Raw genomic sequence first — 23,173 nt, forward strand, 5'->3', positions numbered from 1 at the left:
CTGGCGCTGCAGCGTACGGAACGCGAGCGCGCCCTACCCCTTGCCCTTGACGCGAAAAATCACCGGCAAAGTAAAGCTCAGGCCCTCGTCGGCGACCAGCGGCGGCGGTTGCGGCACCGGGTCGGAGCGGCGGACCATGGCCAGCGCGGCCTCGTCGAAGGCGGCGTCACCGGAGCCTTTGACAATGCTCACCTTCAGCACATGGCCGACCCGGTCGATCTCGAAATTGACGGTGATCTCCGCGGTCTTCTGCTGGCGCTCGGCCGGATAGCGCTTGTGCTTGTCGAGATGCGACACCAGCTCCTTCTGCCAGGTGGTGCGCGCGCGCCGGGCGGCCTCGCCCGAACCCTGCGCCGGAGCCACCGCCTGCGGGGCTTCCTTGACCGCCTCGAAGCTCGGCATCGCGGTCGCTTCGGCGGCCACCGACTCCGTGGAGGCGGATTGCTTGACCGTGGCCTTGTCCGGCTCCTCCTCGGTCGGCTTCTTGGATCTCGTTTTCCGTGACCACGCGATCCGGCTCCTCGCTCTCGATCACCTTGGCCTGCGGCAGTTCGGTTTCCTTCTCCACCGCCTTCTGCTCGGCGATGGCCGGCGACGCGGTGGACGCCTCGGTGTCCGGCCCCGGCGGCAGGTCGGTGGCCTCGAGCCGTGGCGCCGCCATCTCGATGCCGACCTCGATGGCCGGCGCGCCCATGGCGTCGTCTGAGTCCTCGGCGTCCATCTGCAGCACCGCCGCGGCAATGCCGCCGCCATGCAGCAGCACCGCGCAAAGTGCGGCGATCATCCACAGCCGCCGCGAGGGCCGTTTGGCATCAAGGTCGGACATCATCGTTCCCTGGCTCAGGGCTTCGGCACGTCAGGCGCCGGTTGCGAAGGTGCTGCGGCCGCCGGCACGCCTTCCAGCGTCACCAGCTTGATCTTGTAGCCACCGCTGTTGAGAAGCTCCAGCACGTCCATCATGTCGCCATAGGGCACGGCCCGATCGGCGCGCAGGAACACCATGCGATCCTTGCCGACCTCGGCCATGGAGTCGAGCGTGCGCACCAGATCGACGCGCTTGACCATGTTCTCGCCGATCGCCACCGCCAGATCGGACTTGATGCTGACATAGGTCGGCTTGTCCGGCTTCTTGGTCGGCGTGGCCGTGGACGATGGCAGGTCGATCGGCAGGTCGACGGTGGACAGCGGTGCCGCGACCATGAAAATGATCAGCAGCACAAGGATGACGTCGATGAAGGGCGTGACGTTGATTTCGTGGGATTCCGCGAAATCGTCGTCGTCGTCAGCACCTTCGGAAATTGACATGCCCATGTGCTACTCCGCCGCGCGGGCGTGCGAGCCGCCATGGGTGCGGTCGAGGTCGCGCGACAGCAGACGACCGGCGGCGCCCGAGGCGCGGCTCACCAGCTCCATGTAGCCCTTCGTCACCCGCGCGAAGTGATTGTAGATGATCACCGCGGGAATCGCCGCAACCAGGCCGATGGCGGTGGCCAGCAGCGCCTCGGCAATGCCGGGCGCCACCACCGCGAGATTGGTGGTCTGCGATTTCGAAATGCCGATAAAGCTGTTCATGATGCCCCACACGGTGCCGAACAGGCCGACGAACGGCGACGTCGCGCCGATGGTTGCCAGCGCGCCCATGCCGAAGCGCACGCGCCGCGCCTCGGCGCGAACGATCTCGCTGAAGCTGGAAGCTGCACGCTCCTTGATGCCGCTGTCGCTGGAAATGCCGGCGGACATCCGTCCCTCATGCATCGCTGCCGCCAGCAGCGATGACAGCACGTTCTCCTTGCCGCCGAGCGCGAGCTGGGCTTCGGCCAGCGAGCGCTTCTCCGAGATGCGCTTCAGTGCGCCGCGTAGCTTGCGCTGGGCCACCGACAATTCCAGCATCTTGGCGATACCGACGGTCCAGGTCACCAGCGACGCAAAGGCCAGGCTGACCATGATCGCCTGGACGATGATGTCGGCGTTCCTGAACATCGACCACGGCGACAGTTCGTGAATCGCATTCGCGACAACGGCCTTGGCCGGCTTGCCGGAAGCGTCGGGCGCCGCTTCGGCCGAGGGGGCCAGCGGCACTGCCGGCCGTGTCTCGGCCGCGGGTGCCTGCGGCTGCACCGGGGGCGCCTGCGCGACCGCCGGTTGCGACGTCACCGGTGCGGCCGGTGCTGCCTTCTGTTGCGCGAGCAAGGGAGACGCCAGCGCCACGACGGCAAGCACGGCGGCCCACTTGAGAGTTTTTCCAAACGATGATGCGATCATACTTCGGCCCAGTAGCGAATGAGATTGTGATAGATGCCGGTCAATTTGACCGTTTCAGGGTCATCCCGGCCGAGGCGTTCGCAAAGATTCTGAATCGCGCCGTCAAGATCGAAGATCATGCTGCGCGCATGGGCATCCCGTACCATGCTCTGCAGCCAGAAAAGAAGCAACCCGCGCGCCGCGGGTCACCGGCGTCACCAGATGCAAACTGGACGCAGGATAAAGAACCAGATGCCCCGCCGGCAGCTTGACCTCGTTAGACCCGTAATTGTCCTCGACGACCAGTTCGCCGCCGTCATAGTCCTCCGGCTCGGCCAGAAACAGCGTCACCGACAGGTCGGTGCGGATACGCAATCCGGTCAGATGATCGCCGCGCACGGCATTGTCGACATGCACGCCGAAGTGATGACCGTCGGACGCCACGTAGCGGTTGAACAGGGGCGGAAAGATCTGCAGCGGGATCGCCGCGGAAATGAACCGCGGATTGGCAGTCAGCGCCGACACGATACGGTTGCCGAGCTTTCGCGCCAGCTCGCTGTCGGGCGGCAGCTGTTCGTTGCGCTTCACCAGCGCAGACTGCGCCCCGGCGGTAGAGCGACCGTCTTCCCACTCGGCCGCGTCCATGAGGCGGCGGAACTCCGCCACCTCCTCCTTGCTGAGAACGTCGGGGATGCAGACCAGCATCCCGTCAGAACCTGCCGCTGATCACCAGGGACGCGGTGCGGCCCGGCGCTTCAAGCACGAACGGCGCGGCGCTCTGGTACATGGCATCGTAGTAGAGCTTGTTGAAGATGTTGTTCACGAATAGTTTCGCGGTCCAGTTCTTGTCGATCTTGGCTTCCACGAAAGCATCGAACCTCCAGTAGTCCGGCAGCGAGGTGCCCTGGTTGGCGGCAAGGAACGTGCCGCCATAGATCTTCGAGCGATAGACCGCCTGGCCGCCGAGCTCCCAGACATCCGTGAACTTGTACTTGGCGAGCATGCTGAAAGACTGGTGCGCAATGTTGGCCAGCTGCAGGCCGACATTGGTGGTGTACAGGATCGCGTTCGCAGGCGGAATATTCGACTTCGTCACCTTCGATTGCATCAGCACGACACCGCCGAACAGGCTCAGCCTGTCGGTCACCTTGCCGCCGACGCTGAAATCGAATCCCTGGATTCGATAGGCGGCGCCCGCCGATATCAGAGGCACAGTGCCGGCAATGCCCGGAACGGTCGTGTTCACCGACTCACGCGCATTTTCCTTGGTGGTCTGGAACAGCGCCGCGGTGACCAGCAGGCGCCGGTCGAACAGCTCCAGCTTGGTGCCCACTTCGGCGGCCTTGTTGCGCTCGGGTCCAAAAATCTGGTTGGAATTGCCGTTGAGCACCGGCGTCACGCCGCCATAGGCGGTGCTGGTGCCGTCGAACTCCGCGCCGACGGGATTGGACGAGGTGGCATAAGACACATAGACGCTCGACCACGGCGCCGGCTTGACCACGATGCCGCCATTGTAGTTCGTCAGACCGAACTCGGCATTTTGCTTTCCAAAGACGTTGGCCGTGCCATTGACGGTGCCATATCCGGTGGTTTGGAGGTTGTAGTCGTCGTACCGGATGCCGCCATTCAAAATGACGAGGTCATTGTAGTTGGCGGTGTCCATGATGTAGCCGCTGTTGGTGTCGATGGCGATCTTGGTCGGCAGCCCCGTCAGCGTCGGCGTGGTGCTGAACGGCAGGTTGGTGAACTGCGGATTGAACACGCTCACACCGCTCAGGCTGCCCGAGCCGGTGAAGCCGCCGAGGGCCTCCGAGCTGAGGCCCGCATATTTGTCGATGCTCGATCGCTCGCGCGAGATCTCGACGCCGCCGAGCGCGGTGTTCTTCCATCCCCCGAGATCGAACTTGTAGGTTGCCTCGGTCTGGTTGGCCAGGGCATCGGTGACCTGATAGCGGCTCTGCGGATTGGCGGACAGCGTCGACGCCGCGAGGCTGGTGGCGTTGATCACGGGGCTTTCCGGGAGCGTACCGACGTAGTTCTGGAACGACCGCTGCAGCCTGAACTTGTTGCTTACCGCCAGGTCCGGCGTGATCTGAACCTCGCCATTGATCGTACCGATGTCCTGACCGGCCTTGAAGAAATCGCGATTGACGAAGCCATAGAAATTGTTGCGGTTGGCGCCGAATTCGGGGAACGGCCCGCCCGCGGTGGAGGCCGTGCTGGGCCGATAATACGGCACGCCGAAATCCGGAATGCCGTGCAGATCCGTGTGAATGTAGTTGGCGGTGACCTTGATGGCGTCGACCGGCTTGAAGGTCAGCGCAGCGAAGGCGCCGTTGCGATTGTCCGTAACGGAATCGCGCCCGGCGACATTGGCATCCTGAAACAGTCCGCCGACGCGGACGGCGAGTGCCGGGCTCAGCACCTGATTGACGTCGATGGTGACCCGCTTGGTGCTGTCGGTCCCGAATGCCGTATCCATCTTGTAGAAGCTTTTTTCAGTCGTGGCCTGCTTGGTGACGATGTTGATCGCCCCGCCCGAGGTCCCGCGTCCGGCAAACGACGATCCCGGCCCGCGCAGGATCTCAACCTGCTCGGTGAAGAAGTTCTCACGAACGCTCACGCCCGCGTCACGGACACCGTCGACGAACACGTCGTTGCGCGCATCGAAGCCGCGAATGAAGAAGCGATCGCCGAACGCATTGCCGCCCTCACCCGTGCCGAGGGTCACGCCGGCCGTGCTGAGAATAGCCTGCTTCAGCGTGGTAGCATTCTTGTCCTGGAGCAGTTCCTTGCTGAGGACCGTTACGGTTTTCGGCGTATTCAGCAGCGGTTCCGGGAACTTGCCCGAGGCCTGCAGATGATCCACCTTGTACGGCGCAGCAGCATCCGCATAGGGATTGCGATCCGGTGCGCCAAGGCTTCCCGCGTTGGGAAACGGCACCGGCGCGGCCTGCGCCGGCTGTGTGCGGCGCGCCGCGCGGCGCAGGGCTGTGCGGGCGCGAAGCTGATCCGGCGTCGGCCTCGAAGTCGCGGGGCGCGGGCGAGCGACCGGGGCATCGATCGTCACCGGCGGAAGGTTGGACTGCTGGGCTTCGGCACCGCTGAACGAAGCGACGGCCATCAGACCGGCAACAGCCGTCACCTTGCGACCTGAGTGGTTTTCGGATTTGTCGCCGTATGCGTGCGAACGCAACGTTCGCGGTGTCTTCGCCTGGTTCATGAACTCGCCCCTGTCAGATGCACTCAATTCGTGACGCAGCAGACTGCGCTGAATTGTCCCATGGGTTGAGTATCGACCGCTAATTTTTGGGTCAATCCGTTTGGGCGCAAATGGAGCTTGAATACGTTTGAATAGATCCAGATCAAAATCGTTCTAAACTAACAGTTTAAAACGCTTCTAATCAGAGACGCATCGGACGTTTGAATGGTTCTAAGTTCGGAAAGAAAATGAAGTAACACCGTCACTCATCGACGCTCGGCGGCTTCATCAGCGAGAACATCTCGTCGACAGTCTGCAGTGCGGTCTGACGCACGCGGTCGGTGTGCTCCATGCCGGCGATGTTGATACCCCGCACCACGGCTTTGATCTCGTCGCGATAGTCGGACAGGAAACGCAAAGGGTCCGATGATTCGTTCGCGACCCGCGCGATCAGACCGGTGAGAAGAATCTGGCAGGCGATCATTCGTCCGTTGAGTTCATCCATTTTCTGCTCCGTCGCTCACGAGACTTGATAGTATCGAACGGTGCTATGACCGAGATGGTGACAGGTTACAACTCGCGCGGAGTTTGCTTTCGGTTTGCAGACGCGCCCTGTCCATCGCATCGCGATTTTTCTCTCCGCTGTGGCCCATCAATCCGCGCTGGCGCTGCGCAGCATGCGGGCATGCTGCATGCGCCGTGAGCGCCCCTGCCGTTTCGCACGGCAGTCTGCATCCCCTGCAAAACATGAAGATTTGGCAATGAAGGGCAGTTTCAATCATTAGTGTGTTTACAGTCTTCTGCGGCTCTCTTAACTGCTTTGGCAGCCATACGGCCCGCGCCAGGCGTCGACACGCCGGCCTGCCGCCGCAACGATTAACCGTACGAACCCATCGGATCATTATGCCCCAAGCCAAACGGACCCGCTGGATGCCAATGATCGTCGCAGCGCTGGTGCTGGCGGGCGGTTACGCTGCGTGGCGCTACTACGCTGCCGCGGGCCACACACAACAGGCCAGCGCCGCCAACGGTCGCGCATCTGCGCCGGCGGTGCCGGTAAAAATCGCCTCCGTCGAGAAAATTGATTTCCCAGTGTTTCTGAACGGCCTCGGCACGGTGCAGGGATTCAATACTGTGGTGGTCCGGACCCGGGTTGACGGTCAGATCGACAAGATCGCCTTCAAGGAGGGCCAGATGGTCCAGCAAGGCGATCTGCTGGCGCAGATCGACCCGCGTCCGTTCCAGGCCTCGCTCGACCAGGCCAAGGCCAAGAAGGCGCAGGACGAGGCGAATATCGCCAATGCCAATCTCGACCTGCAGCGCTTCACCAAGCTCGGCGAGTTCGCCACCAAGCAGCAGACGGACACCCAGCGTTCGACGGTGCAGCAGCTGACCGCGCAGATCGCAGCCGACGATGCCGCCATCTCCAATGCGCAGACCCAGCTCGACTATACCACCATCAAGGCGCCGATCTCCGGGGTGGTCGGGTTCCGCCAGGTGGACCAGGGCAACATCGTCAATGCCGCGACCCAGACCGGCATCGTCACCATCGCCCAGGTCGAACCCATCGCCGTGATCTTCACGGCACCGGAGGCGCAGCTGCCCGACATCAGCCAGTCGCTGGCCGCGAACCCGCTGAAGGTGATCGCCTTGACCACCGATGGCAAAAGGACGCTGTCGGAAGGCACGCTGGCGGTCATCAACAACCAGGTCGATACCACCAGCGACACGATCCGGCTCAAGGCGACCTTCGACAACAAGGACCACAAATTGTGGCCGGGGCTGTCGGTCTCCACCCGGCTCCTGGTCACCACGCTCAAGGACGCCATCGTGGTTCCCGATGATGCCGTCCAGCACGGCGCCGACGGTCTGTATGCCTTTGCGGTCGGCCCCGACAACAAGGCGGAAATGCGCAAGATCAAGGTCGGTCGCTCGGTCGATGGACGTACCGTGATCGAGGACGGGCTTTCCCCGGACAGCAGGTGATCGTGGCCGGCCAATACAAGGTCCAGCCAGGCACTCTGGTGGCGACCGCCGTCGCAAGCACGGAACCCGCGACGCCGGCCAAGGCCCGATAAGATGAAAGGCAGCATCTCGTCCCCGTTCATCCGCTATCCCATCGCGACGTCGCTGCTGATGGCGGGCATCCTGTTTGTCGGCCTTGTCGCCTATCCGCTGCTGCCGGTGGCGCCGCTGCCGCAGGTCGACTTTCCCACCATCCAGGTGGCCGCCAGCCTGCCCGGCGCCAGCCCGGAGACGATGGCGTCGTCGGTCGCGCAGCCGCTGGAGCGCCAACTGGCGCAGATTCCGGGCGTCGCGCAGATGACCTCGACGAGTTCGCTCGGCACCACGGCGGTCACGATCCAGTTCGACCTTAACCGCGCGATTGACGGCGCGTCGAACGACGTGCAGGCCGCCATCAACGCCGCCGGCGGCACGTTACCGAAGAACCTACCGAGCCCGCCGACCTACCGCAAGGTCAATCCGGCAGACTCGCCGATCATGCTGTTGTCGGCCACCTCCGACACGCTGCCGATCACCGAGGTCAGCGACAGCGTCGATGCGCAGCTGGCGCAGCAGATCAGCCAGATCTCCGGCGTCGCCCAGGTCTCGATCGGCGGCCAGCAGAAGCCGGCGATCCGCATCCAGATCGATCCGGCCAAGCTGGTGGCCAAGGGCCTGTCGATGGAAGACGTCCGCAGCCAGATCGCCATCACCACCGTGGACAGCCCGAAAGGCAATATCGACGGCGACACCCGCAGCTACACCATCTACGCCAACGACCAGTTGACTGCGTCCAAGGACTGGAACGACGTCATCATCGCCTATCGCAATGGCGGTCCGCTGCGGATCCGCGACATCGGCCGGGCGGTCACCGGTCCCGAAGACGCCAAGCAGGCCGCCTGGGCCAACGGCAAGCGCGGCGTGTTCCTGGTGATCTTCAAGCAGCCCGGCGCCAACGTCATCGACACCGTCGACAAGATCAAGGCGCAGCTGCCGCGGCTGGTGGCCGCGATCCCGCCCTCCGTCAAGATCGACGTGCTCAGCGATCGCACCCAGACCATTCGCGCGGCCGTCGAGGACGTGCAGTTCACGCTATTGCTGACCATCGCGCTGGTGGTGATGGTCATCTTCGTTTTCCTGCGCAACGTCTGGGCCACCATCATCCCCAGCATCACCGTGCCACTGGCCCTGCTCGGCGCCTGCGCGCTGATGTGGACGTTCGGCTACACGCTGGACAACCTGTCGCTGATGGCGCTGACGATCTCCGTCGGCTTCGTCGTCGACGACGCCATCGTCATGCTGGAAAACATCACCCGCTATATCGAGGAAGGCGAAAAGCCGATGGCCGCGGCGCTCAAGGGCGCCGGCGAGATCGGCTTCACCATCGTCTCCATCAGTATCTCGCTGGTGGCCGTTCTGATCCCGCTGCTGCTGATGGGCGGCATCATCGGCCGGCTGTTCCGCGAATTCGCTGTGACCCTGACCATGACCATCTTCGTCTCGCTGGTGGTGTCGCTGACCCTGACGCCGATGATGGCATCGCGGTTCCTGCGCGAGGAAAAGCACGCCCACCACGGCCGGCTGTACATGCTCAGCGAGCGCGGTTTCGACGCGCTGCTCAACGCCTATGCGCGCGGCCTCGACGTGGTGATGCGCTGGCGGCTGACCACTTTGTGCGTGTTCTTCGCCACCATGATCCTGTCGGTCTACCTGTTCATGATCATCCCCAAGGGCTTCTTCCCGCAGCAGGACACCGGCCTGATCACTGCGACGTCGGAAGCCGCGCAGGACATCTCCTTCGCCGACATGAAGCTGCATCAGGAAGCGCTCGGCAAGATCGTGCAGGCCGATCCGGCCGTCGCCAGCGTCGCGATGGCGATCGGGGGCAACGGCGGCGCACTGAACACCGGCCGCATGTTCATCACGCTGAAGCCGCGCGACGAGCGTGACGTCAACGCCATGCAGATCATCGCCCGGCTGCGTCCGCAGCTTGAAAAGGTCCAGGGTGCCCGGCTGTTCATGCAGGCGGCGCAGGACATCCGGCTCGGCGGTCGCGCCAGTCGCACGCAGTTCGAATACACCCTGCAGGACGCCAATCTTACGGAGCTCAACGAATGGGCGCCGAAGATTCTCGACCGGATGAAGAAGCTGCCGGAATTGCGCGACGTCGCCACCGACCAGCAGACCAACGGCACCACCCTGACCCTCACCGTCGACCGCGACGCAGCCTCGCGGTTCGGCATCCAGCCGCAGCTCATCGACGACACGCTGTACGACCTCGTTCGGCCAGCGGCAGGTGGCGCAGTACTTCACCCAGCTGAACAGCTATCATGTGATCCTGGAGATCCTGCCCGAGATGCAGGGCAAGCTGGACACGCTGGACAGGATCTACATCAAGTCGCCGACCACCAGCGACATGGTCCCGCTATCGGCCTTCGCCAAATGGACCACGGTGCCGGTCCGGCCGCTGTCGATCAGCCACCAGGGCCAGTTCCCGGCCACGACCATCAGCTTCAACCTCGCGCAAGGCGTGGCGCTCGGCCAGGCCACCGATGCCGTGCAGAAGGCCATGGGCGAGATCGGGGCGCCGTCGACGCTGAACGGCACCTTCCAGGGCACCGCGCAGGCGTTCCAGCAGTCGCTGGCCACCGTGCCGCTGCTGATCCTGGCCGCGCTCGTGGTGGTCTACCTGATCCTCGGCATTCTCTATGAGAGCTACATCCACCCGCTGACCATTCTCTCCACCCTGCCCTCGGCTGGCGTCGGCGCGCTGGCGATCCTGATGCTGTTCGGGTTCGACTTCAGCCTGATCGCGCTGATTGGCATCGTGTTGCTGATCGGCATCGTCAAGAAGAACGGCATCATGCTGGTCGACTTCGCCATTGCGGTCGAGCGCGACGAGCATCTGCCGCCGGAGCAGGCGATCCGCAAGGCCGCCCTGATGCGGTTCCGGCCGATCATGATGACGACGATGGCGGCCCTGCTCGGCGGCGTGCCGCTGATGCTCGGCACCGGCACCGGCTCGGAGATCCGCCAGCCGCTCGGCTACGCCATGGTCGGCGGCCTGATCGTCAGCCAGGCGCTGACCCTGTTCACCACGCCGGTGATCTATCTCTATCTCGACCGGTTCTCCAACGCGATTTCAAGCTGGGGCCGCGCGCGCAACCTGGACGACGACGACATTGACGTCGCGGGGGCCGAGCCCGCCAAGCAGGCGGCAGAGTAGACGCTACGGCGCCGCCTCGGCCTTCACACCGACATAGACCGTGTTGCTGACCTCGTCATCGCCGCGCAGATTCTCGAACGCCACCACATGGGCCTGCGCGACGGGAAACGCCGCTGCCAGCGCCGCCTGGAAATGAGCTTCCGGCGGGTCGTTCGACCACAGCGCGAACACGCCGCCCGGCTTGAGGTGTTCGGCGAGCCGCCGCAGTCCGGCGGCGTCGTAGAGCGAGGCATGGCTGGGGTGCAGCAGGTTGTCGGGGGAATGGTCGACGTCCAGCAGGATGGCGTCGAAACGACGCCCCGGAGCCTGCGGATCGAAGCCGGACGCCGGCGACGCCGCCATGCCGAAGAAGTCGCCATGCACCAGCCGACAGCGTGGATCCGCCGTTAATTGCCGGCCCACCGGCAGCAGGCCAGCCTGGTGCCATTCGATCACCTCCGGCAGCGCATCGACCACGATCAGCGATCGCACCTGCGGGTTGGTCAAAGCGGCCTGCGCGGTATAGCCAAGCCCGAGCCCACCCACGACAACGTCCCACGCGCCGCCCGGCAGCGCCGCCAGCCCGAGATCGGCGAGCGCGATCTCCGCAGCGGTGAACGCGCTCGACATCAGGAACTCGTCGCCGAGCTTGATCTCGTAGACGTCGATCTCGGTGCCGGGTTGCCGGCGACGCCGCAAAGTGAGGACGCCGATCGGCGTCGGGCGAAAGTCCAGTTCTTCGAAATTGATGCTCATGCCGCGAGCATGACCATGCGGCGGGCATCACCACAACAGCGAAATGACCCGCCCGGTCGTTTCAGCGTCGGCAGGGCCACCCGGTGAACGGCTCAGTACAGCAGCCTTTGCTCGTGCGCCCTGACCGTCGCATAGCATTCGCACGCTGCCTTCCGCAGTCCGTCGAGATCGAGGATCTCCACGTTGCCCCGGCTGTAGCGAATGATCGCGGCATGCTGCAGCGTGTTGGACACCAGCGACACGCTGTTTCGCCGGGCCCCGATCATCTGCGCCGACACCTCCTGCGTCAGCAGCAGATTGTCGCTGCCCGACAAATCGCGCATCTGCAAAAGGTAGCGCGCCAGCCGCGCCTCGACGCCGTGCGCCGCATTGCAAGCCGCGGATTGCTGGGCCTGCGCAAATACGAACTGCCCATGCCGCACAACAGCGTTTCGGAGTTCCGCGCTCTGCTCCGCGATCCGGCGGAACTGCTCGAAGTCGATCACCGAGGCCATGCCCGGCAATTGCACGATGGCACGCGACAGCGCCTGGCGGCCCTCGAACGCGGCGGCGGCGCCCAGCACGCCATTGCGCCCGATCTTGGCGACCTCGATCGTCTCACCGCCGGCGAGGCTCACCACCAGCGAGATGACTCCCCCATGCGGGAAGTACACATGGGTCATCAGATCGCCAGCTTCGGCCAGGACGGTATCCTGAGCAAGAGTCACGGTATGCAGATGTTGCGCCAGCACCCCAAGGACCGCCGCAGGCAACGACGCCAACAGATAGTTCGACGGTGTCGGCATGACAGCGGGCTCCCTGCCGCAGGACGCGCTCGACCACCAGACCGTCGCGCGCTGCATACAACGCGATGATATCTCAACTGAAACCCGCTCGCAAAAAACCTTGTCGAACTATCATATGCACGTTTCGGTGCAGACATTCCCGCAGCAATGACTCCATTGTTAGTAACAGAATTGATTCGCAGCGACGCAGTCGGTAATTGAGTGTTCAGGATCAGGCACCGTCTACAACCCGCGCGGGGGCGCCAGCATGACACGCATCTTGATTGTCGACGACGACCCGCTGGTTTCGCTGTCCATCAAGGTTGCGCTCGAGCGCGACGGCTTCACGACCATCGTTGCCGATGGCGGAATCAGCGGGCTGAACGCGCTGGACAGCTCCACGTTCGATCTGATGATCGTCGATATCTTCATGCCGCACATGCACGGCTTTGAATCGATCCGGCTGTTTCATCAGCGGGCCCCCAAAATACCGCTGATCGCCATCTCAGGCTATGCGTTTTCGCACCACAGCTCGCCCGCTCCGGATTTTCTGCGCATGGCCATCGAACTTGGCGCCACGCGTTGCCTGCGCAAACCCTTCACGCCAGCCGCCCTGCTGGCGGTCATCAAGGATTGCCTCGCAGATACCGTCGAGTCGCATGGCGAACTCGTGGGTGACAGCGGGTCGACCAACTGACAAACGACGGCGCCCCGACGCTGCGCGCTACGCGTCGACGGTGCTGCTTTCGGATCTGGCCGCCGCCTTCTTGCCTTTTCCGCCCTTCGTCTTCAGAAAGCGGATCTCGATGTCTGCGCCATTCACCTTGACGAGTTCGCATCGTCGATAGGCCAGTCCGGTGGAAGACAGCAGCAGGAAGAATTCCTTCAGGTTGAGACCTTCGATCGATCCTTCCAGCGTCAGATCGGCATCGCTGGCGGATACCGCCTTGAGCAGGCAGTTGCGTCGCCAGGTGCCGTCGATCGCCATGATCCAGACGCTGTAACCTCGTCCGAACGTGACGCGTTCCGGCCCGGTGTTTTCCGCAGCCATGGCGCTCTCCTATGCGCCGATCCGGCCGGACAAGGGCTTCCTGTCGCCGACGGCTGTGCCCGGCGCGATCGATGGCGCCCCGCGGACGACGGGCAGGTAGACACCGCGACGGTTCGGACAAACCTTGTAGCTGTCGGTGAGACCGATCACGGTCTCGGCGGCGCCGAGGAACAGATAGCCGTCCGGCTCGCTGGCCTTGGCCAGCCGTGCGAAAATGCCGCTCTTGGTCGGCTGATCGAAATAGATCAGCACGTTCCTGCAGAAGATCACGTCGAACTTTCCGAGATGCGCGTAGTCCTGCAGCAGGTTGAACTGACGAAACTGCACCATCGCGCGGACATCGGCATTGAGCTGCCACATCGTTCCGACCTGGGTGAAATGCTTCACCAGCGATTGAATCGGAAGGCCGCGCTGAACTTCGAACTGTGTGTAGAGACCCGATCTGGATTTCTCGAGAACTTCCGGCGACAGGTCGGTGGCAATGATCTCGATGCGCCAGCCCGAAAGGATCGTCGCGGCGAGGTCCTTGAGGATGATTGCCAGCGAATATGGCTCCTGCCCCGACGAGGCGGCCGCGCACCAGATGCGCAGGCTGCGCTTGCCGGCGCGCGCCTTGACCAGTTCGGGAATGACCGTGTCCTTGAAATGATCGAACGGCGTCTTGTCGCGGAAGAAGAACGTCTCGTTGGTGGTCATGGCTTCGACCACGTCGCCGATCACCTTTTCCGAGCCGGCCTTCATTTTCTGCACGAGCTCGCTGATGCCGGCAACGCCGGCCTTGCGCGCAAGCGGCATCAGCCGGCTTTCGAGCAGATACATCTTGTCGGCCGACAACATCAGGCCGGAGCGGTCCTTCAGTATCTTCTGGAGATACTCGTAGTCGAGAGGGGTCATGGTCTCTTTCTAGGACGCAAACTGCACAACACGTTGCCGTGGATTCGACCGCCGGGACGGCCCCGGTATTCTTCTACGCGCACGTTGCGTAGGGCTCACGCCACCGTTGCATCAATTGACTAAGAGTCTACGAACAGGCTCAGGCCTCCCTGCTCAGCCGTCGTCATCCTGCCTCGCGCATGGCCTGGATCTGACGATCATGCGAGGCTCAGCAGGCGAAGGAGATGCTCGCTTCGAAGTGCACGTTTGGTCTCCGACGAGGGCGTCCGGCAGCAACAAAACCTGCGACGGACCGATGCGCCCCGGAACGGCAGCTCTGCACGTCCGCGGAGCCGCCTGAGAACGGAGGCATGGCACTCGGTGCCGACTAAGCACGCCGACATGCGCTCATACCGGCCAGGATCTTCAGCCCGGGCACCGGCGCAGGCGCTCGGCACGGCCCCCGGTCCGGATAGAGATATTGTGGGTCAGGTCGAGGATGCGCTTGCACGAGGTGCTCCGGTCGGGCTAGAACCCGCCCGCACCGGGGCGATGCGCTTCCGGTTCCGATGATTCTGGCAGGACCCCGCTAAGTCCTTGAATCATTTGGGGAATGGTGTAACGGTAGCACAACAGACTCTGACTCTGTTTGTCTAGGTTCGAATCCTAGTTCCCCAGCCAACTTGCATTTTCGATCCGGTCGCAGCTTTTCCGTCGTCGATGACCGCCCGAGTGGCCGCACGGACGGCGCCGCATCTGGACCTGCTCCGAGGTCGACCACACCCCGACTTTAGCGTTTCGCCGCCTTCTTCTTCGGCGCTTTCTTCGCGGCTTTCTTGGCTGTCTTCCTGCCGGCGGCGGGGGCCTTTTTCGCAGACTTTTTCGCAGACTTTTTCGCCGCCTTCTTGGATGCCTTCTTGGGCACGGCTCGCTTTGCGGGCTGGCGCTGCTTCGCGCCGGCTGCATTTGCGCCAACGCGCCGGCCAGCGGCCACGCGGCGGACAGACGTCGGATTTGCGATTTCCTGCTCGATGTCATCGACCGCCACCGAACGCACGAAACTGGGATCCTCGTAGTGGCCGCGGAGGACGGCGGGGTCGATACGACCGTGATTGGTGTCGCCGCCGCCGGCGGCCCATGCGGCGTCCCAGATCATGGCCAGGGTTCGCACGCCGAGCGCCATCACCTGCCCGGTTTCGCTGCCGACGCTGGCCCACAGGGCTTTTGAGTGCGGCAGCGAGCCGGGCGCAAAACTCGCTTCGTAGACGTCGATGAGATGTCGCGGCGGCAGGATCTTTGCGACGTCGCGCATGGTGGTGAGCGTGGCGACGGCGGCGCCGCGGCCATCCGGTACCAGCGCCATGCTATGATTGGTGCCGAGATTCTTGCGGATCTCCGTGAACAGCGCCCCGGTCTTCGCCGCCATGTCGATCATCTGCGTTTCATAGGCGGAATGAATGCCTTCGCCGCGGAATGCCGGTAGCTTCGTGCCCGTCTTGTCCTTGCGGCCGGGGCTGTCGCGCGGAATATCGGGCTCTTCCGTTTCGACACCGTCACTGAGCGTCGAGCCATGCAGCGGTTGGCAGGAATCGCCGACGTAATGCGCCAGCGTTCCGGCCGCGGCGATGAACTTGCCGGGATCCGTCGCCGCAAAATCCTTCAATCGCTCGAAATATTGCCAGACCCGGAACGGCAAAATGCCCCGGTGCAACACGTCGACTTTTTCGGGGAACGTATCGAAGTAGGCGTTCCAGGTCGCCGCGGTCAGCAGCGAAGGATTTGCAATACATGCCTCGGGCAATGTCGCCGAGCCCGCAAACGGCATGTCGGCATCGCAATGGTGGTTCGGATGCTCCGGCCCGGTCGAACGCATGCCGCCGGATTGCGTGTCGCGGCCACCCACGACGCCGATGTCCTCGCCTTTGCGGTTGAGGTGCGGCGACGGGTATTGCTTCCACACGATGTCAGGCACATCCGCCAGCGCCACGAATCCGGAGTCGATCAGATCCTTGTTCTTGGGCGGCTGGTTCAACCGGTCCAGCGGCAGGCTGAGGTTGTCCGCATTGTCCGCGAGGAAGGCCTTGAGCGTCCGGTTTTTCACCAGGCCGATCGCCAGCGTCCCGATCGAATAATGGCCCACCGCGCCCCAGGTGCCCGATACGCCGTCGCTGCCCTCGACCACGAGTTCGACATCCAGCAGCTTGCAGATGTTGCTCAGGCTGGTAGCCACCGAATAGGTCGAGCGCTGGTCGCTCTCGGCAAACACCTGCGCCCCCACTCGATCGCCAGCGGACGGAGATCGCGTTCCGGAAGCGGCCTTGTGTCTTCGCGTCCGTCCGGCCCGGGCATCTGCAAATGCCAGAGCGCGCCGGAATCGCCGTGATGGCTGCCGCGCGCGCCCTTGGCCGGCGCGATCAGGAAATCCGACACATAGTCGAAGCCGCCGACCGAGCGGTAGCGATAGAACATCGCCTTGATCTTGCCCCGCAGCAGGCCCGACGCCGCGCCCATGGCAATGACCGGCTTGTCCACCATTTTGCGCAGCGACAGGTTCTGTTCGTAGATGTCGAACAACGGCTTGATCGGCGGCAGACCATAGACGTTCGGCGTCCACTGGCCGACGTCGTCGATGCGGACGAGACCGACGTCCAGCCCAAGCCAGGTCTGCCGCATCGGCAGCGCCGGATACACATCCGCGAACAGCTTGCGCGCGATCTGCCTGTTGCTGCTGACGCCGATCCGCGACAGGCCACCGCGCAGCATCGCGGATATCTCGGTGTCCGGTTCGCCGCAGGCGTGGCGGGCCGTCAGCGCGTAGGACGTATGCCCGTCGGACATCAGGCAGCCGATGGTCGCCATGTGCCGTTCATGCTGTACCTCGACGTAGAGTGGCAATCCGCCACCGAATGTGGCCTGGGGCCAGGCGACAGGCTCGCGCGGCGGACCGGCGTCCTGCGGCATCGGTGGCGCCAGCACCGTGCACACCGGCACGACCCGGCCGTCCGGCAGATACAGACTCTTCGGCACGATCTGCCACGGACGGTGCGGACCCTTGCCGAAGTCCGATTCATCGATCCAGTCGCGTACCAGCACGATGATGCATGGCCACGAATAGTCGCGCACCTCGGAATTATCGAACGTCCGCGGATAGGTCAGCTTGCGGTACGGCTTGCCTTCTTCCCCGGGCGGTGGCGGCTTCGGCCAGTCCTCCTCGCGCCGGATCAGATACAGGCCCACCGCTGTGCCGACGACGTTGACCTTGCTCATGAGATGGAAGTGATAGAGGTCGCGGGCCTCGATGAGATCCTTCAGCGACAGGCTGGAGAAATCGAAGTCGTCTTGCCTGGTTTCCGGCATGGGCTTGCCTCGCTCGACACCAACCTCTGATCGCGCGCAATCTGAATACTATCAAAAGCTGTCGCCTGCCTAGCGACTTGTCAGATCAAATCGGCCTGATGCGCATCTGTGCGCATTTTTGCGAGGACGAGTGCGCGCGAAGACATTTTCAGCCCGGCGGTCTGCCGCGGGGGCTGTCATCGGATAGTTGCATGGCTGTCACACAGCCCGATCGCGCAACGACGGCGTAGAGTGCTACTTGTGCTCCACCGGCGGCGTGCCGTGGGTGTGGAAGGACTCGATGGTCTTGAGGCCCCAGGCCTGGCCCTTCTTGCGCTCTTCCTCGGTCCAGACGATCGGCTTCCAGTCCGGCGCAAGGATCAGCCGCGCGCCGGCATTGGCGACCTCGACGCGGTTGCCGCCGGGTTCATAGACATAGAGGAAGAACGTCTGCTGGATCGCGTGCTTGTGCGGGCCGGTCTCGATGTGCACGCCGGCCTCAAGAAAGATATCTGCCGCGCGAAGAATGTCTTCGCGGCTGTCGAGCGCATAGGTGACGTGGTGAAATCGGCCCGGGACGCCATGATGGTCGCGCGAGTAAGCAAAATCGTAGCTCTTGTTCGACATGGTCATCCACATCGCCGCCTCGGTGCCGTCGTTGAGCACGATCTGCTCGGTCAACCGCAGGCCGAGATAGTTTTCGAAGAACAGCCGGTTGGCCTTGATGTCCACGGCAAGGCAGTTGAGATGGTCGAGCCGCCGCACATTGCAGCCACGCGCCGGAAACCGCTGCGCCTGGTTCTTCAGCGCAGGCTTCAGTTCCGGCGGCGCCTCGTACCATTCGGTCTCGTAGTACAACTCGACGATATGGCCATCGGGATCGCGGCAGCGATAGGCCGGGCCATGGCCGAGATCGCCGTCGGTCCAGCCGATGGCGAATTCCGAGCCCTTCAGCGCGGCCACGCGGCGTTCCAGCGCCTGTGGGCTGCGCGCCCGCAGCGCCATATGCTCCATGCCCGACGTCTTCGATGCCGTCAGCTTCAGCGAATAGCGCTCATAGTCGTCCCAGCCGCGCAGGTAGACCGAGTCGCCCTTCTGGCCGCTCACGGTCATGCCCATCACGTCGACGAAAAACTTCAGGCTCTCCTCCGGCTTCGGCGTCAGCATCTCCATATGGCCGAGATGGGCGAGATCGAAGATCGGTTCGGGGGTCATGGTTTTTCCTCCAGATTTCGCTCGGTCTTCTCATAGTGAGGAGCGCGTCTTCGCGCGTCTCGAGCCATGAGGCTGAACAGACCTCGTCCTTCGAGACGCGGCCAAAAAGGCCGCTCCTCCAGCCGAAACGCAATTGCGTTTCGGCTGGGATGAGGGGTGACGGAGTTTATCTCAACGCGTTCGTCACATGGTCGTAGAGTTCATCGATCGCATAGGCACGGGGGATCAGCCCCTGCTGTGCGGAATATTCTGTGATCAGTTCGATCGAGCGCGTCAGCTCGGCGTCGTTGAACGACGGTGACTTGCCGGCAGCCGACGCCCTGCTCTCCTGCAGCATGCGATGCACCTCGCGGACGATATCGGGATGGTTGTCGGACAGCTCCCTGCTGACTACCGTGACATGGTTGACCGGCACCACGCCGTGCCTGGCGAACCAGGCTTTCTCCTCGGTTGCGACGTCGGGAAACAGCTGGTTGACCCGTGGGTCGTCGCTCTTCTCGCCGAGCACCGCATCGAGCTCGCCATCGAACAGCATCTGCATGATCTGCTTGCCCGCCGGCGCCTTGGTGGTGGCGTCGATATATTCGGCCACATGGGGATCTTCGAACGTGATCCAGTCGATGGCATCGAGGTTGACGCCATAGTCGTTGGCGAGGATGCCGCGCAGCCAGGCGCCGGTCGTGGTGGTGAAGGATCGGATGCCGACGCGCTTGCCTTCGAGATCCCGGGGCGTGGCGATGCCGGCCGCCGGGTTGGTCACCGCATAGGAATGCTGAAACCGCGCCATCATCACATCCGGCAGCATCACCATCGGCTTGTTGTGCGCTTTCGCCATCAGGAAGGTGACGATCGCCAGCTCGGAGACGTCGAACGCGCCGTCGCGGACCATGGGCTTGAAGCCCTTGTTGGTCGGCGTGTATTGCGCGAAGTCCATCTCGACGAGATCGGATGCGATGGCGCCGGATTTCAGCGCCGCGGTATGCGGGTGGTCCCCAAGCAGAACGCGGAGCTTCATCATCGCATGGCCCTACACGTCTTCCGGTTTGTCGACATAGACGAGGCCGGCCTTCGCGAGCCCCTCGCGCATGCTGTACATGTCGAGGCCGAGAATGCCCGATGCCAGCTTCTGCCGCTTGTCCTCCTCCAGCGCCGCGCGCGCTTCCGCCTTGTCGGCAACGTCGGCGGCATCCTGGCGCGGGATCACCACCACGCCGTCCTCGTCAGCGACGACGACATCGCCGGGATTGACCAGCGCGCCCGCGCAGACCACGGGAATATTGACCGCGCCGAGCGTGGCCTTCACCGTCCCCTTGGCGGAGATCGCCTTCGACCACACCGGAAAGCCCATCTCGCGCAGGGTCTTGATGTCGCGGCAGCCGGCATCGATGATCAGGCCGACGCCACCGCGCGCCTTCAGCGACGTCGCCAGCAGGTCGCCGAACATGCCGTCGGTATTGTCCGTGGTGCAGGCTACGACCAGCATGTCGCCGGGGCGGCACTGCTCGATGGCGACATGCAGCATCCAGTTGTCGCCGGGCTGCGCCAGCACGGTCACCGCGGTGCCCGAAGCCTCCGCGCCGGACCACACCGGGCGCATATAGGGCTTCATCAGGCCGAAGCGGCCATAGGCCTCGTGGGAGGTGGAGACGCCGAGCGCGCCGAGGCGCTTGACCACATCGGCATCGGCCCGCTGGATGTTCTGGACGACGACGGGTTTCATGCCAGCACCTCCAGGGTCATCGGGAACAGGCGCTGATAGGCTTCGCCATAGGTCATGGCCGCACCGGTGTTGCGCCCGCCCTGCATGCCGCGCTGCAGCGCGACGCGCTCGTAATAGGCCCACAGATGTTTTTGCGCGGCGAGGATTTCAAAGGTCTTGCGCTTGATGTCCCAGACCTCGTCGATGTTGAGGATCACCTGCGGCTTGAAGTTGCACATCTCCGGCTGATGCGGTTCGAACAGGAATACCGGCGGCGCCGAGTAGCTGTATTCGGCCTCCGGCTTGTGGCCCATGGCCTGGGCGATGATGCGGGCTTCCTGGGCGGCCGCGGTCGCAGCCGGGTGATCGACGTTGTAGGGATCTTCGAGCGAATGCGTCAGCACGAAGCTCGGGTTCAATTCGCGGTAGATATCGATCAGCCGCTCCTTGTGCGCCTCCGTCAGATGCAAGGGATAGTCGCCGGCGTCGAAGAACTCGATCTCGGCGCCGAGCGAGGCCGCAGCGCGCTCGGCCTCGTCGCGACGTCCGGCCTTGACCTTGGCCAGCGTCATGCCTTCCTGCTTCCAGGCAAACTGCGACTCGCCGCGTTCGCCATAAGCGAGGCAGACGATCTTGACCTTGTAACCCTTCTTGGCATGCAGCGCGATGGCGCCACCGGCGCGCCAGACGAAATCGCCGGGATGCGCCGAGACCACCAGGCCTGTTTTTGGCTTCGACATGAGAGTCGTCCTTTACTTGCTATCGAAGTCGAACAACCGCGCGGGGTTATCGACAAGGATCTTCTGTTGAATGGCGGGATCCGGCGCGAACAGCGGGATCAGGTCGACCAGGTCGCCGTCATTGGGCATCGCCTTGACATTGGGATGCGGCCAGTCGGTGCCCCAGATCACGCGGTCGGGTGCGGTCTCGCAGATCTTCTTCGCGAAGGGCACGGCGTCGGTGAAGGGCGGCCCCATCGACGTCACCCGCTCGCAGCCGGACACCTTGACCCAGCACTTCTCGTCGCGCTGCATCAGCTCGATCAGGGTCCGGAACGGCAGCTGATCGAGCCCGTCGGCAGCCTTGACGCGGCCCATGTGGTCGATGGTGTAGCGCACCGACAGTTTTGCGAGCAGGTCGGCATAATCCGGCAGATCGATCGCATCGAAGTGCAGATCAATGTGCCAGTTCAACGCCGCGACCATGTCGACGATGCGATGAAACACCTTCATATCCGGCGTGCCGCCAAGGTGCCGCACGAAGTTGAAGCGACAGCCGCGGAAGCCGCCGTCATGCAACTCCTGAAGGCCTTTTTCAGTGATGGCACCATCGAGATTGGCGACCGCGCGAAAACGGCCTTCGCTGACCTTGATCGCATCCAGCGCAACGCTGTTGTCGGTGCCGTGCACGCTGGCATTGACGATCACTGCGCGGCCGATGCCGAGCACCTTGTGCAGCTTGACGAAGTCCTCCAGCGGCGCGTCCGGCGGAATGTAGGAGCCGACATAGGGATATTTGCTGCCGGGACCGAAGATGTGGGTGTGCGCGTCGCAGGCCAGCGGCGGCAGCTTGAATTTTGGCGTGCGGGTGTGGGGGTCGGGTCCGGGAACGGTTGGTTTTGTCATCATGTCCTGTCGGCTTGAAAGTCGGAAGTGGCGGCCGCGCTATTGTTTGGGAATCCCGGCCTGGTCGATCACCTTGGTCCACTTGGCGATGTCATCGACGAGACGGGCCTTCAGCTCTTCCGGAGAACCGGCGCGTGCCTCGATGCCGAGATCGAGCAGCTTCTGCTTGACGTCGGGCTGTGCCAGCACCTCGCGCAGGCCGGCATTGAGGCTGGCAATGACCTCGGGCGGCGTGCCGGCGGGCGCAAACAGTGCGTTCCACGACACCACGTCATACCCCTTCACGCCGCCCTCGGCGACCGTCGGGACGTCCTTGAGGATCACCGAGCGCGTCTCGCCGGTGGTGGCGATGGCGCTGATCTTCTGATCGGACAGGGCCGATTTTATGCCGACATAATTGTCGATCATGACATCGATATCCTTGCGCAGCAGCCCGACGATCACTTCAGGCGTGCCGCGATAGGGCACGATCTGGAAATCGACGCCGGCCACCGATTTCAGCAAGGCAGCGGACAGGTTCTGGGTGCTGCCCACGGTGATGGTGCCGACATTGAGCTTGCCCGGATTGTCCCGCGCGAACTTGATCATTTCGGGAAGCGTCTTGTACGGCGACTCCGCATTGGTGCCGACGACGAAGTCGAAAAAGCCGATGCTGGAGATCGGCGCGAAATCCTTCACCGGATCGAATGGCAGGCTCTTGAACAGCGGCACACTGACCGCCGTGCCGTTGCTGAGCAGCGCCAGCGTGTAACCATCGGCGGCGTTGGACAGCACCGCGCGGGCCGCTGCGACGCCACCTGCCCCGCCCATGTTTTCGATGATGAAGCGCTGACCCATCTTGGTGCCGAGGCTCTCGGTCACGATCCGGATGGTGATGTCGGCGACGCCGCCGGCGGCGAACGGCACGATCACGCGAATGGGACGGGAGGGATAGGGCGATTGCGCCTGCGCGGAGGCGGCAAAGCCAAGAACGGCGACCGCGAGTACAACGAGGTTGCGCCAGAAGCCGCGCCCTGGTCCATTCTGTCTGATCTGAAATTGCATTCGCATATTGTCCGCCCTGCAACGACGCATTGTGCGTCGACCCTTGATTTTTGACGGACACCCAAGCCCCTCCCGAAAGCAGGCGCCGGCGACCGTGATCCGCAATTACCCAATACCGATATATGAAACAAATGAGACTTTTGGCACAATCAGACAAA

The 23,173-nt window shown here is 63.4% G+C and carries 17 protein-coding genes, 1 tRNA gene and 4 pseudogenes; 4 read left to right on the top strand and 18 right to left on the bottom strand.

What is annotated here, in order from left to right:
• Positions 1 to 33: 33 nt before the first annotated feature.
• From ONR75_RS20945 to ONR75_RS20970, 6 genes and pseudogenes are all read right to left on the bottom strand, one after another.
• Positions 34 to 826: pseudogene (locus tag ONR75_RS20945) on the bottom strand (TonB family protein).
• A gap of 14 nt (positions 827 to 840) precedes the next feature.
• Positions 841 to 1,311, bottom strand: coding sequence for a TonB system transport protein ExbD (gene exbD, locus ONR75_RS20950; protein ID WP_265078949.1), 471 nt, complete (start codon positions 1,309 to 1,311; stop codon positions 841 to 843).
• Positions 1,312 to 1,314: 3 nt separating this feature from the next.
• A complete protein-coding gene (gene exbB / locus ONR75_RS20955) occupies positions 1,315 to 2,262 on the bottom strand; it encodes a tonB-system energizer ExbB (RefSeq protein WP_265078950.1) in 948 nt (315 codons plus the stop codon).
• A pseudogene (locus ONR75_RS20960) lies at positions 2,259 to 2,946 on the bottom strand (Fe2+-dependent dioxygenase). Before ONR75_RS20960 ends, exbB begins: the two are co-directional and overlap by 4 nt.
• Before the next feature lie 4 nt (positions 2,947 to 2,950).
• A complete protein-coding gene (locus ONR75_RS20965) occupies positions 2,951 to 5,464 on the bottom strand; it encodes a TonB-dependent receptor (protein WP_265078951.1) in 2,514 nt (837 codons plus the stop codon).
• A gap of 241 nt (positions 5,465 to 5,705) precedes the next feature.
• Positions 5,706 to 5,948: a hypothetical protein gene (locus ONR75_RS20970; protein ID WP_265078952.1), complete on the bottom strand. Its 243-nt coding sequence runs from the start codon at positions 5,946 to 5,948 to the stop codon at positions 5,706 to 5,708.
• Positions 5,949 to 6,379: 431 nt separating this feature from the next.
• On the opposite strand from ONR75_RS20970, the pseudogene ONR75_RS20975 reads away from it, so the two are divergent.
• Positions 6,380 to 7,521: pseudogene (locus ONR75_RS20975) on the top strand (efflux RND transporter periplasmic adaptor subunit).
• Position 7,522: 1 nt separating this feature from the next.
• Positions 7,523 to 10,673 (top strand): annotated as a pseudogene (locus tag ONR75_RS20980) (multidrug efflux RND transporter permease subunit).
• Between the two features lie 3 nt (positions 10,674 to 10,676).
• On the opposite strand, the gene ONR75_RS20985 reads toward ONR75_RS20980, so the two are convergent.
• Positions 10,677 to 11,408, bottom strand: a complete 732-nt coding sequence (locus ONR75_RS20985; RefSeq protein ID WP_265078953.1) for a spermidine synthase — start codon at positions 11,406 to 11,408, stop codon at positions 10,677 to 10,679.
• Positions 11,409 to 11,500: 92 nt separating this feature from the next.
• Complete coding sequence (locus ONR75_RS20990; protein ID WP_265078954.1) at positions 11,501 to 12,250, bottom strand: Crp/Fnr family transcriptional regulator; 750 nt, start codon at positions 12,248 to 12,250, stop codon at positions 11,501 to 11,503.
• Positions 12,251 to 12,440: 190 nt separating this feature from the next.
• Here ONR75_RS20990 and ONR75_RS20995 point away from each other — a divergent pair, with 190 nt between their 5' ends.
• Complete coding sequence (locus ONR75_RS20995) at positions 12,441 to 12,869, top strand: response regulator (protein ID WP_265078955.1); 429 nt, start codon at positions 12,441 to 12,443, stop codon at positions 12,867 to 12,869.
• Between the two features lie 27 nt (positions 12,870 to 12,896).
• Here ONR75_RS20995 and ONR75_RS21000 read toward each other — a convergent pair whose 3' ends face one another.
• Positions 12,897 to 13,223, bottom strand: coding sequence for a PilZ domain-containing protein (locus ONR75_RS21000; protein WP_265078956.1), 327 nt, complete (start codon positions 13,221 to 13,223; stop codon positions 12,897 to 12,899).
• A gap of 9 nt (positions 13,224 to 13,232) precedes the next feature.
• Complete coding sequence (locus tag ONR75_RS21005) at positions 13,233 to 14,117, bottom strand: CheR family methyltransferase (RefSeq protein WP_265078957.1); 885 nt, start codon at positions 14,115 to 14,117, stop codon at positions 13,233 to 13,235.
• Positions 14,118 to 14,703: 586 nt separating this feature from the next.
• Here ONR75_RS21005 and ONR75_RS21010 point away from each other — a divergent pair.
• Positions 14,704 to 14,777, top strand: a tRNA-Gln gene (locus ONR75_RS21010).
• Positions 14,778 to 14,886: 109 nt separating this feature from the next.
• On the opposite strand, the gene ONR75_RS21015 is transcribed toward ONR75_RS21010, so the two are convergent.
• The 8 genes from ONR75_RS21015 to ONR75_RS21050 form a co-directional block, all read right to left on the bottom strand.
• Positions 14,887 to 16,362 carry a hypothetical protein gene (locus ONR75_RS21015; protein WP_265078958.1) on the bottom strand — a complete coding sequence of 492 codons (1,476 nt, stop codon included), beginning with the start codon at positions 16,360 to 16,362 and terminating at the stop codon, positions 14,887 to 14,889.
• Positions 16,311 to 17,453: a hypothetical protein gene (locus tag ONR75_RS21020; protein WP_265078959.1), complete on the bottom strand. Its 1,143-nt coding sequence runs from the start codon at positions 17,451 to 17,453 to the stop codon at positions 16,311 to 16,313. The genes ONR75_RS21015 and ONR75_RS21020 overlap by 52 nt, the downstream gene beginning before the upstream one ends.
• A gap of 234 nt (positions 17,454 to 17,687) precedes the next feature.
• Complete coding sequence (locus tag ONR75_RS21025) at positions 17,688 to 18,647, bottom strand: catechol 2,3-dioxygenase (protein WP_265078960.1); 960 nt, start codon at positions 18,645 to 18,647, stop codon at positions 17,688 to 17,690.
• Between the two features lie 166 nt (positions 18,648 to 18,813).
• Positions 18,814 to 19,665 (bottom strand): phosphate/phosphite/phosphonate ABC transporter substrate-binding protein, encoded by an 852-nt coding sequence (locus tag ONR75_RS21030; RefSeq protein ID WP_265078961.1) that lies wholly within the window; start codon positions 19,663 to 19,665, stop codon positions 18,814 to 18,816.
• Positions 19,666 to 19,674: 9 nt separating this feature from the next.
• Entirely contained in the window at positions 19,675 to 20,367 is a 693-nt protein-coding gene (locus tag ONR75_RS21035) for a 4-carboxy-4-hydroxy-2-oxoadipate aldolase/oxaloacetate decarboxylase (RefSeq protein ID WP_265078962.1), read from the bottom strand.
• Positions 20,364 to 21,086 carry a PIG-L deacetylase family protein gene (locus tag ONR75_RS21040; protein WP_265078963.1) on the bottom strand — a complete coding sequence of 241 codons (723 nt, stop codon included), beginning with the start codon at positions 21,084 to 21,086 and terminating at the stop codon, positions 20,364 to 20,366. Before ONR75_RS21040 ends, ONR75_RS21035 begins: the two co-directional genes overlap by 4 nt.
• A 12-nt stretch (positions 21,087 to 21,098) precedes the next feature.
• The gene (locus ONR75_RS21045; RefSeq protein WP_265078964.1) at positions 21,099 to 21,974 is read right to left on the bottom strand and encodes an amidohydrolase family protein; all 876 of its coding nucleotides are present in this window, start codon (positions 21,972 to 21,974) and stop codon (positions 21,099 to 21,101) included.
• A gap of 36 nt (positions 21,975 to 22,010) precedes the next feature.
• The gene (locus tag ONR75_RS21050; protein ID WP_265078965.1) at positions 22,011 to 23,015 is read right to left on the bottom strand and encodes a Bug family tripartite tricarboxylate transporter substrate binding protein; all 1,005 of its coding nucleotides are present in this window, start codon (positions 23,013 to 23,015) and stop codon (positions 22,011 to 22,013) included.
• Positions 23,016 to 23,173: the final 158 nt, after the last annotated feature.

This window comes from Rhodopseudomonas sp. P2A-2r (assembly GCF_026015985.1).
In the GTDB taxonomy this organism is placed as follows: Bacteria; Pseudomonadota; Alphaproteobacteria; order Rhizobiales; family Xanthobacteraceae; genus Tardiphaga.

Excerpts from the sequence above, each read along its gene's own strand:
- exbD (WP_265078949.1), bottom strand. The coding sequence starts at position 1,311 with ATGGGCATGTCAATTTCCGAAGGTGCTGACGACGACGACGATTTCGCG.
- exbB (WP_265078950.1), bottom strand. The coding sequence starts at position 2,262 with ATGATCGCATCATCGTTTGGAAAAACTCTCAAGTGGGCCGCCGTGCTT.
- ONR75_RS20965 (WP_265078951.1), bottom strand. The coding sequence starts at position 5,464 with ATGAACCAGGCGAAGACACCGCGAACGTTGCGTTCGCACGCATACGGC.
- ONR75_RS20970 (WP_265078952.1), bottom strand. The coding sequence starts at position 5,948 with ATGGATGAACTCAACGGACGAATGATCGCCTGCCAGATTCTTCTCACC.
- ONR75_RS20985 (WP_265078953.1), bottom strand. The coding sequence starts at position 11,408 with ATGAGCATCAATTTCGAAGAACTGGACTTTCGCCCGACGCCGATCGGC.
- ONR75_RS20990 (WP_265078954.1), bottom strand. The coding sequence starts at position 12,250 with ATGCAGCGCGCGACGGTCTGGTGGTCGAGCGCGTCCTGCGGCAGGGAG.
- ONR75_RS20995 (WP_265078955.1), top strand. The coding sequence starts at position 12,441 with ATGACACGCATCTTGATTGTCGACGACGACCCGCTGGTTTCGCTGTCC.
- ONR75_RS21000 (WP_265078956.1), bottom strand. The coding sequence starts at position 13,223 with ATGGCTGCGGAAAACACCGGGCCGGAACGCGTCACGTTCGGACGAGGT.
- ONR75_RS21005 (WP_265078957.1), bottom strand. The coding sequence starts at position 14,117 with ATGACCCCTCTCGACTACGAGTATCTCCAGAAGATACTGAAGGACCGC.
- ONR75_RS21020 (WP_265078959.1), bottom strand. The coding sequence starts at position 17,453 with ATGCCGGAAACCAGGCAAGACGACTTCGATTTCTCCAGCCTGTCGCTG.
- ONR75_RS21025 (WP_265078960.1), bottom strand. The coding sequence starts at position 18,647 with ATGACCCCCGAACCGATCTTCGATCTCGCCCATCTCGGCCATATGGAG.
- ONR75_RS21030 (WP_265078961.1), bottom strand. The coding sequence starts at position 19,665 with ATGATGAAGCTCCGCGTTCTGCTTGGGGACCACCCGCATACCGCGGCG.
- ONR75_RS21035 (WP_265078962.1), bottom strand. The coding sequence starts at position 20,367 with ATGAAACCCGTCGTCGTCCAGAACATCCAGCGGGCCGATGCCGATGTG.
- ONR75_RS21040 (WP_265078963.1), bottom strand. The coding sequence starts at position 21,086 with ATGTCGAAGCCAAAAACAGGCCTGGTGGTCTCGGCGCATCCCGGCGAT.
- ONR75_RS21045 (WP_265078964.1), bottom strand. The coding sequence starts at position 21,974 with ATGATGACAAAACCAACCGTTCCCGGACCCGACCCCCACACCCGCACG.
- ONR75_RS21050 (WP_265078965.1), bottom strand. The coding sequence starts at position 23,015 with ATGCAATTTCAGATCAGACAGAATGGACCAGGGCGCGGCTTCTGGCGC.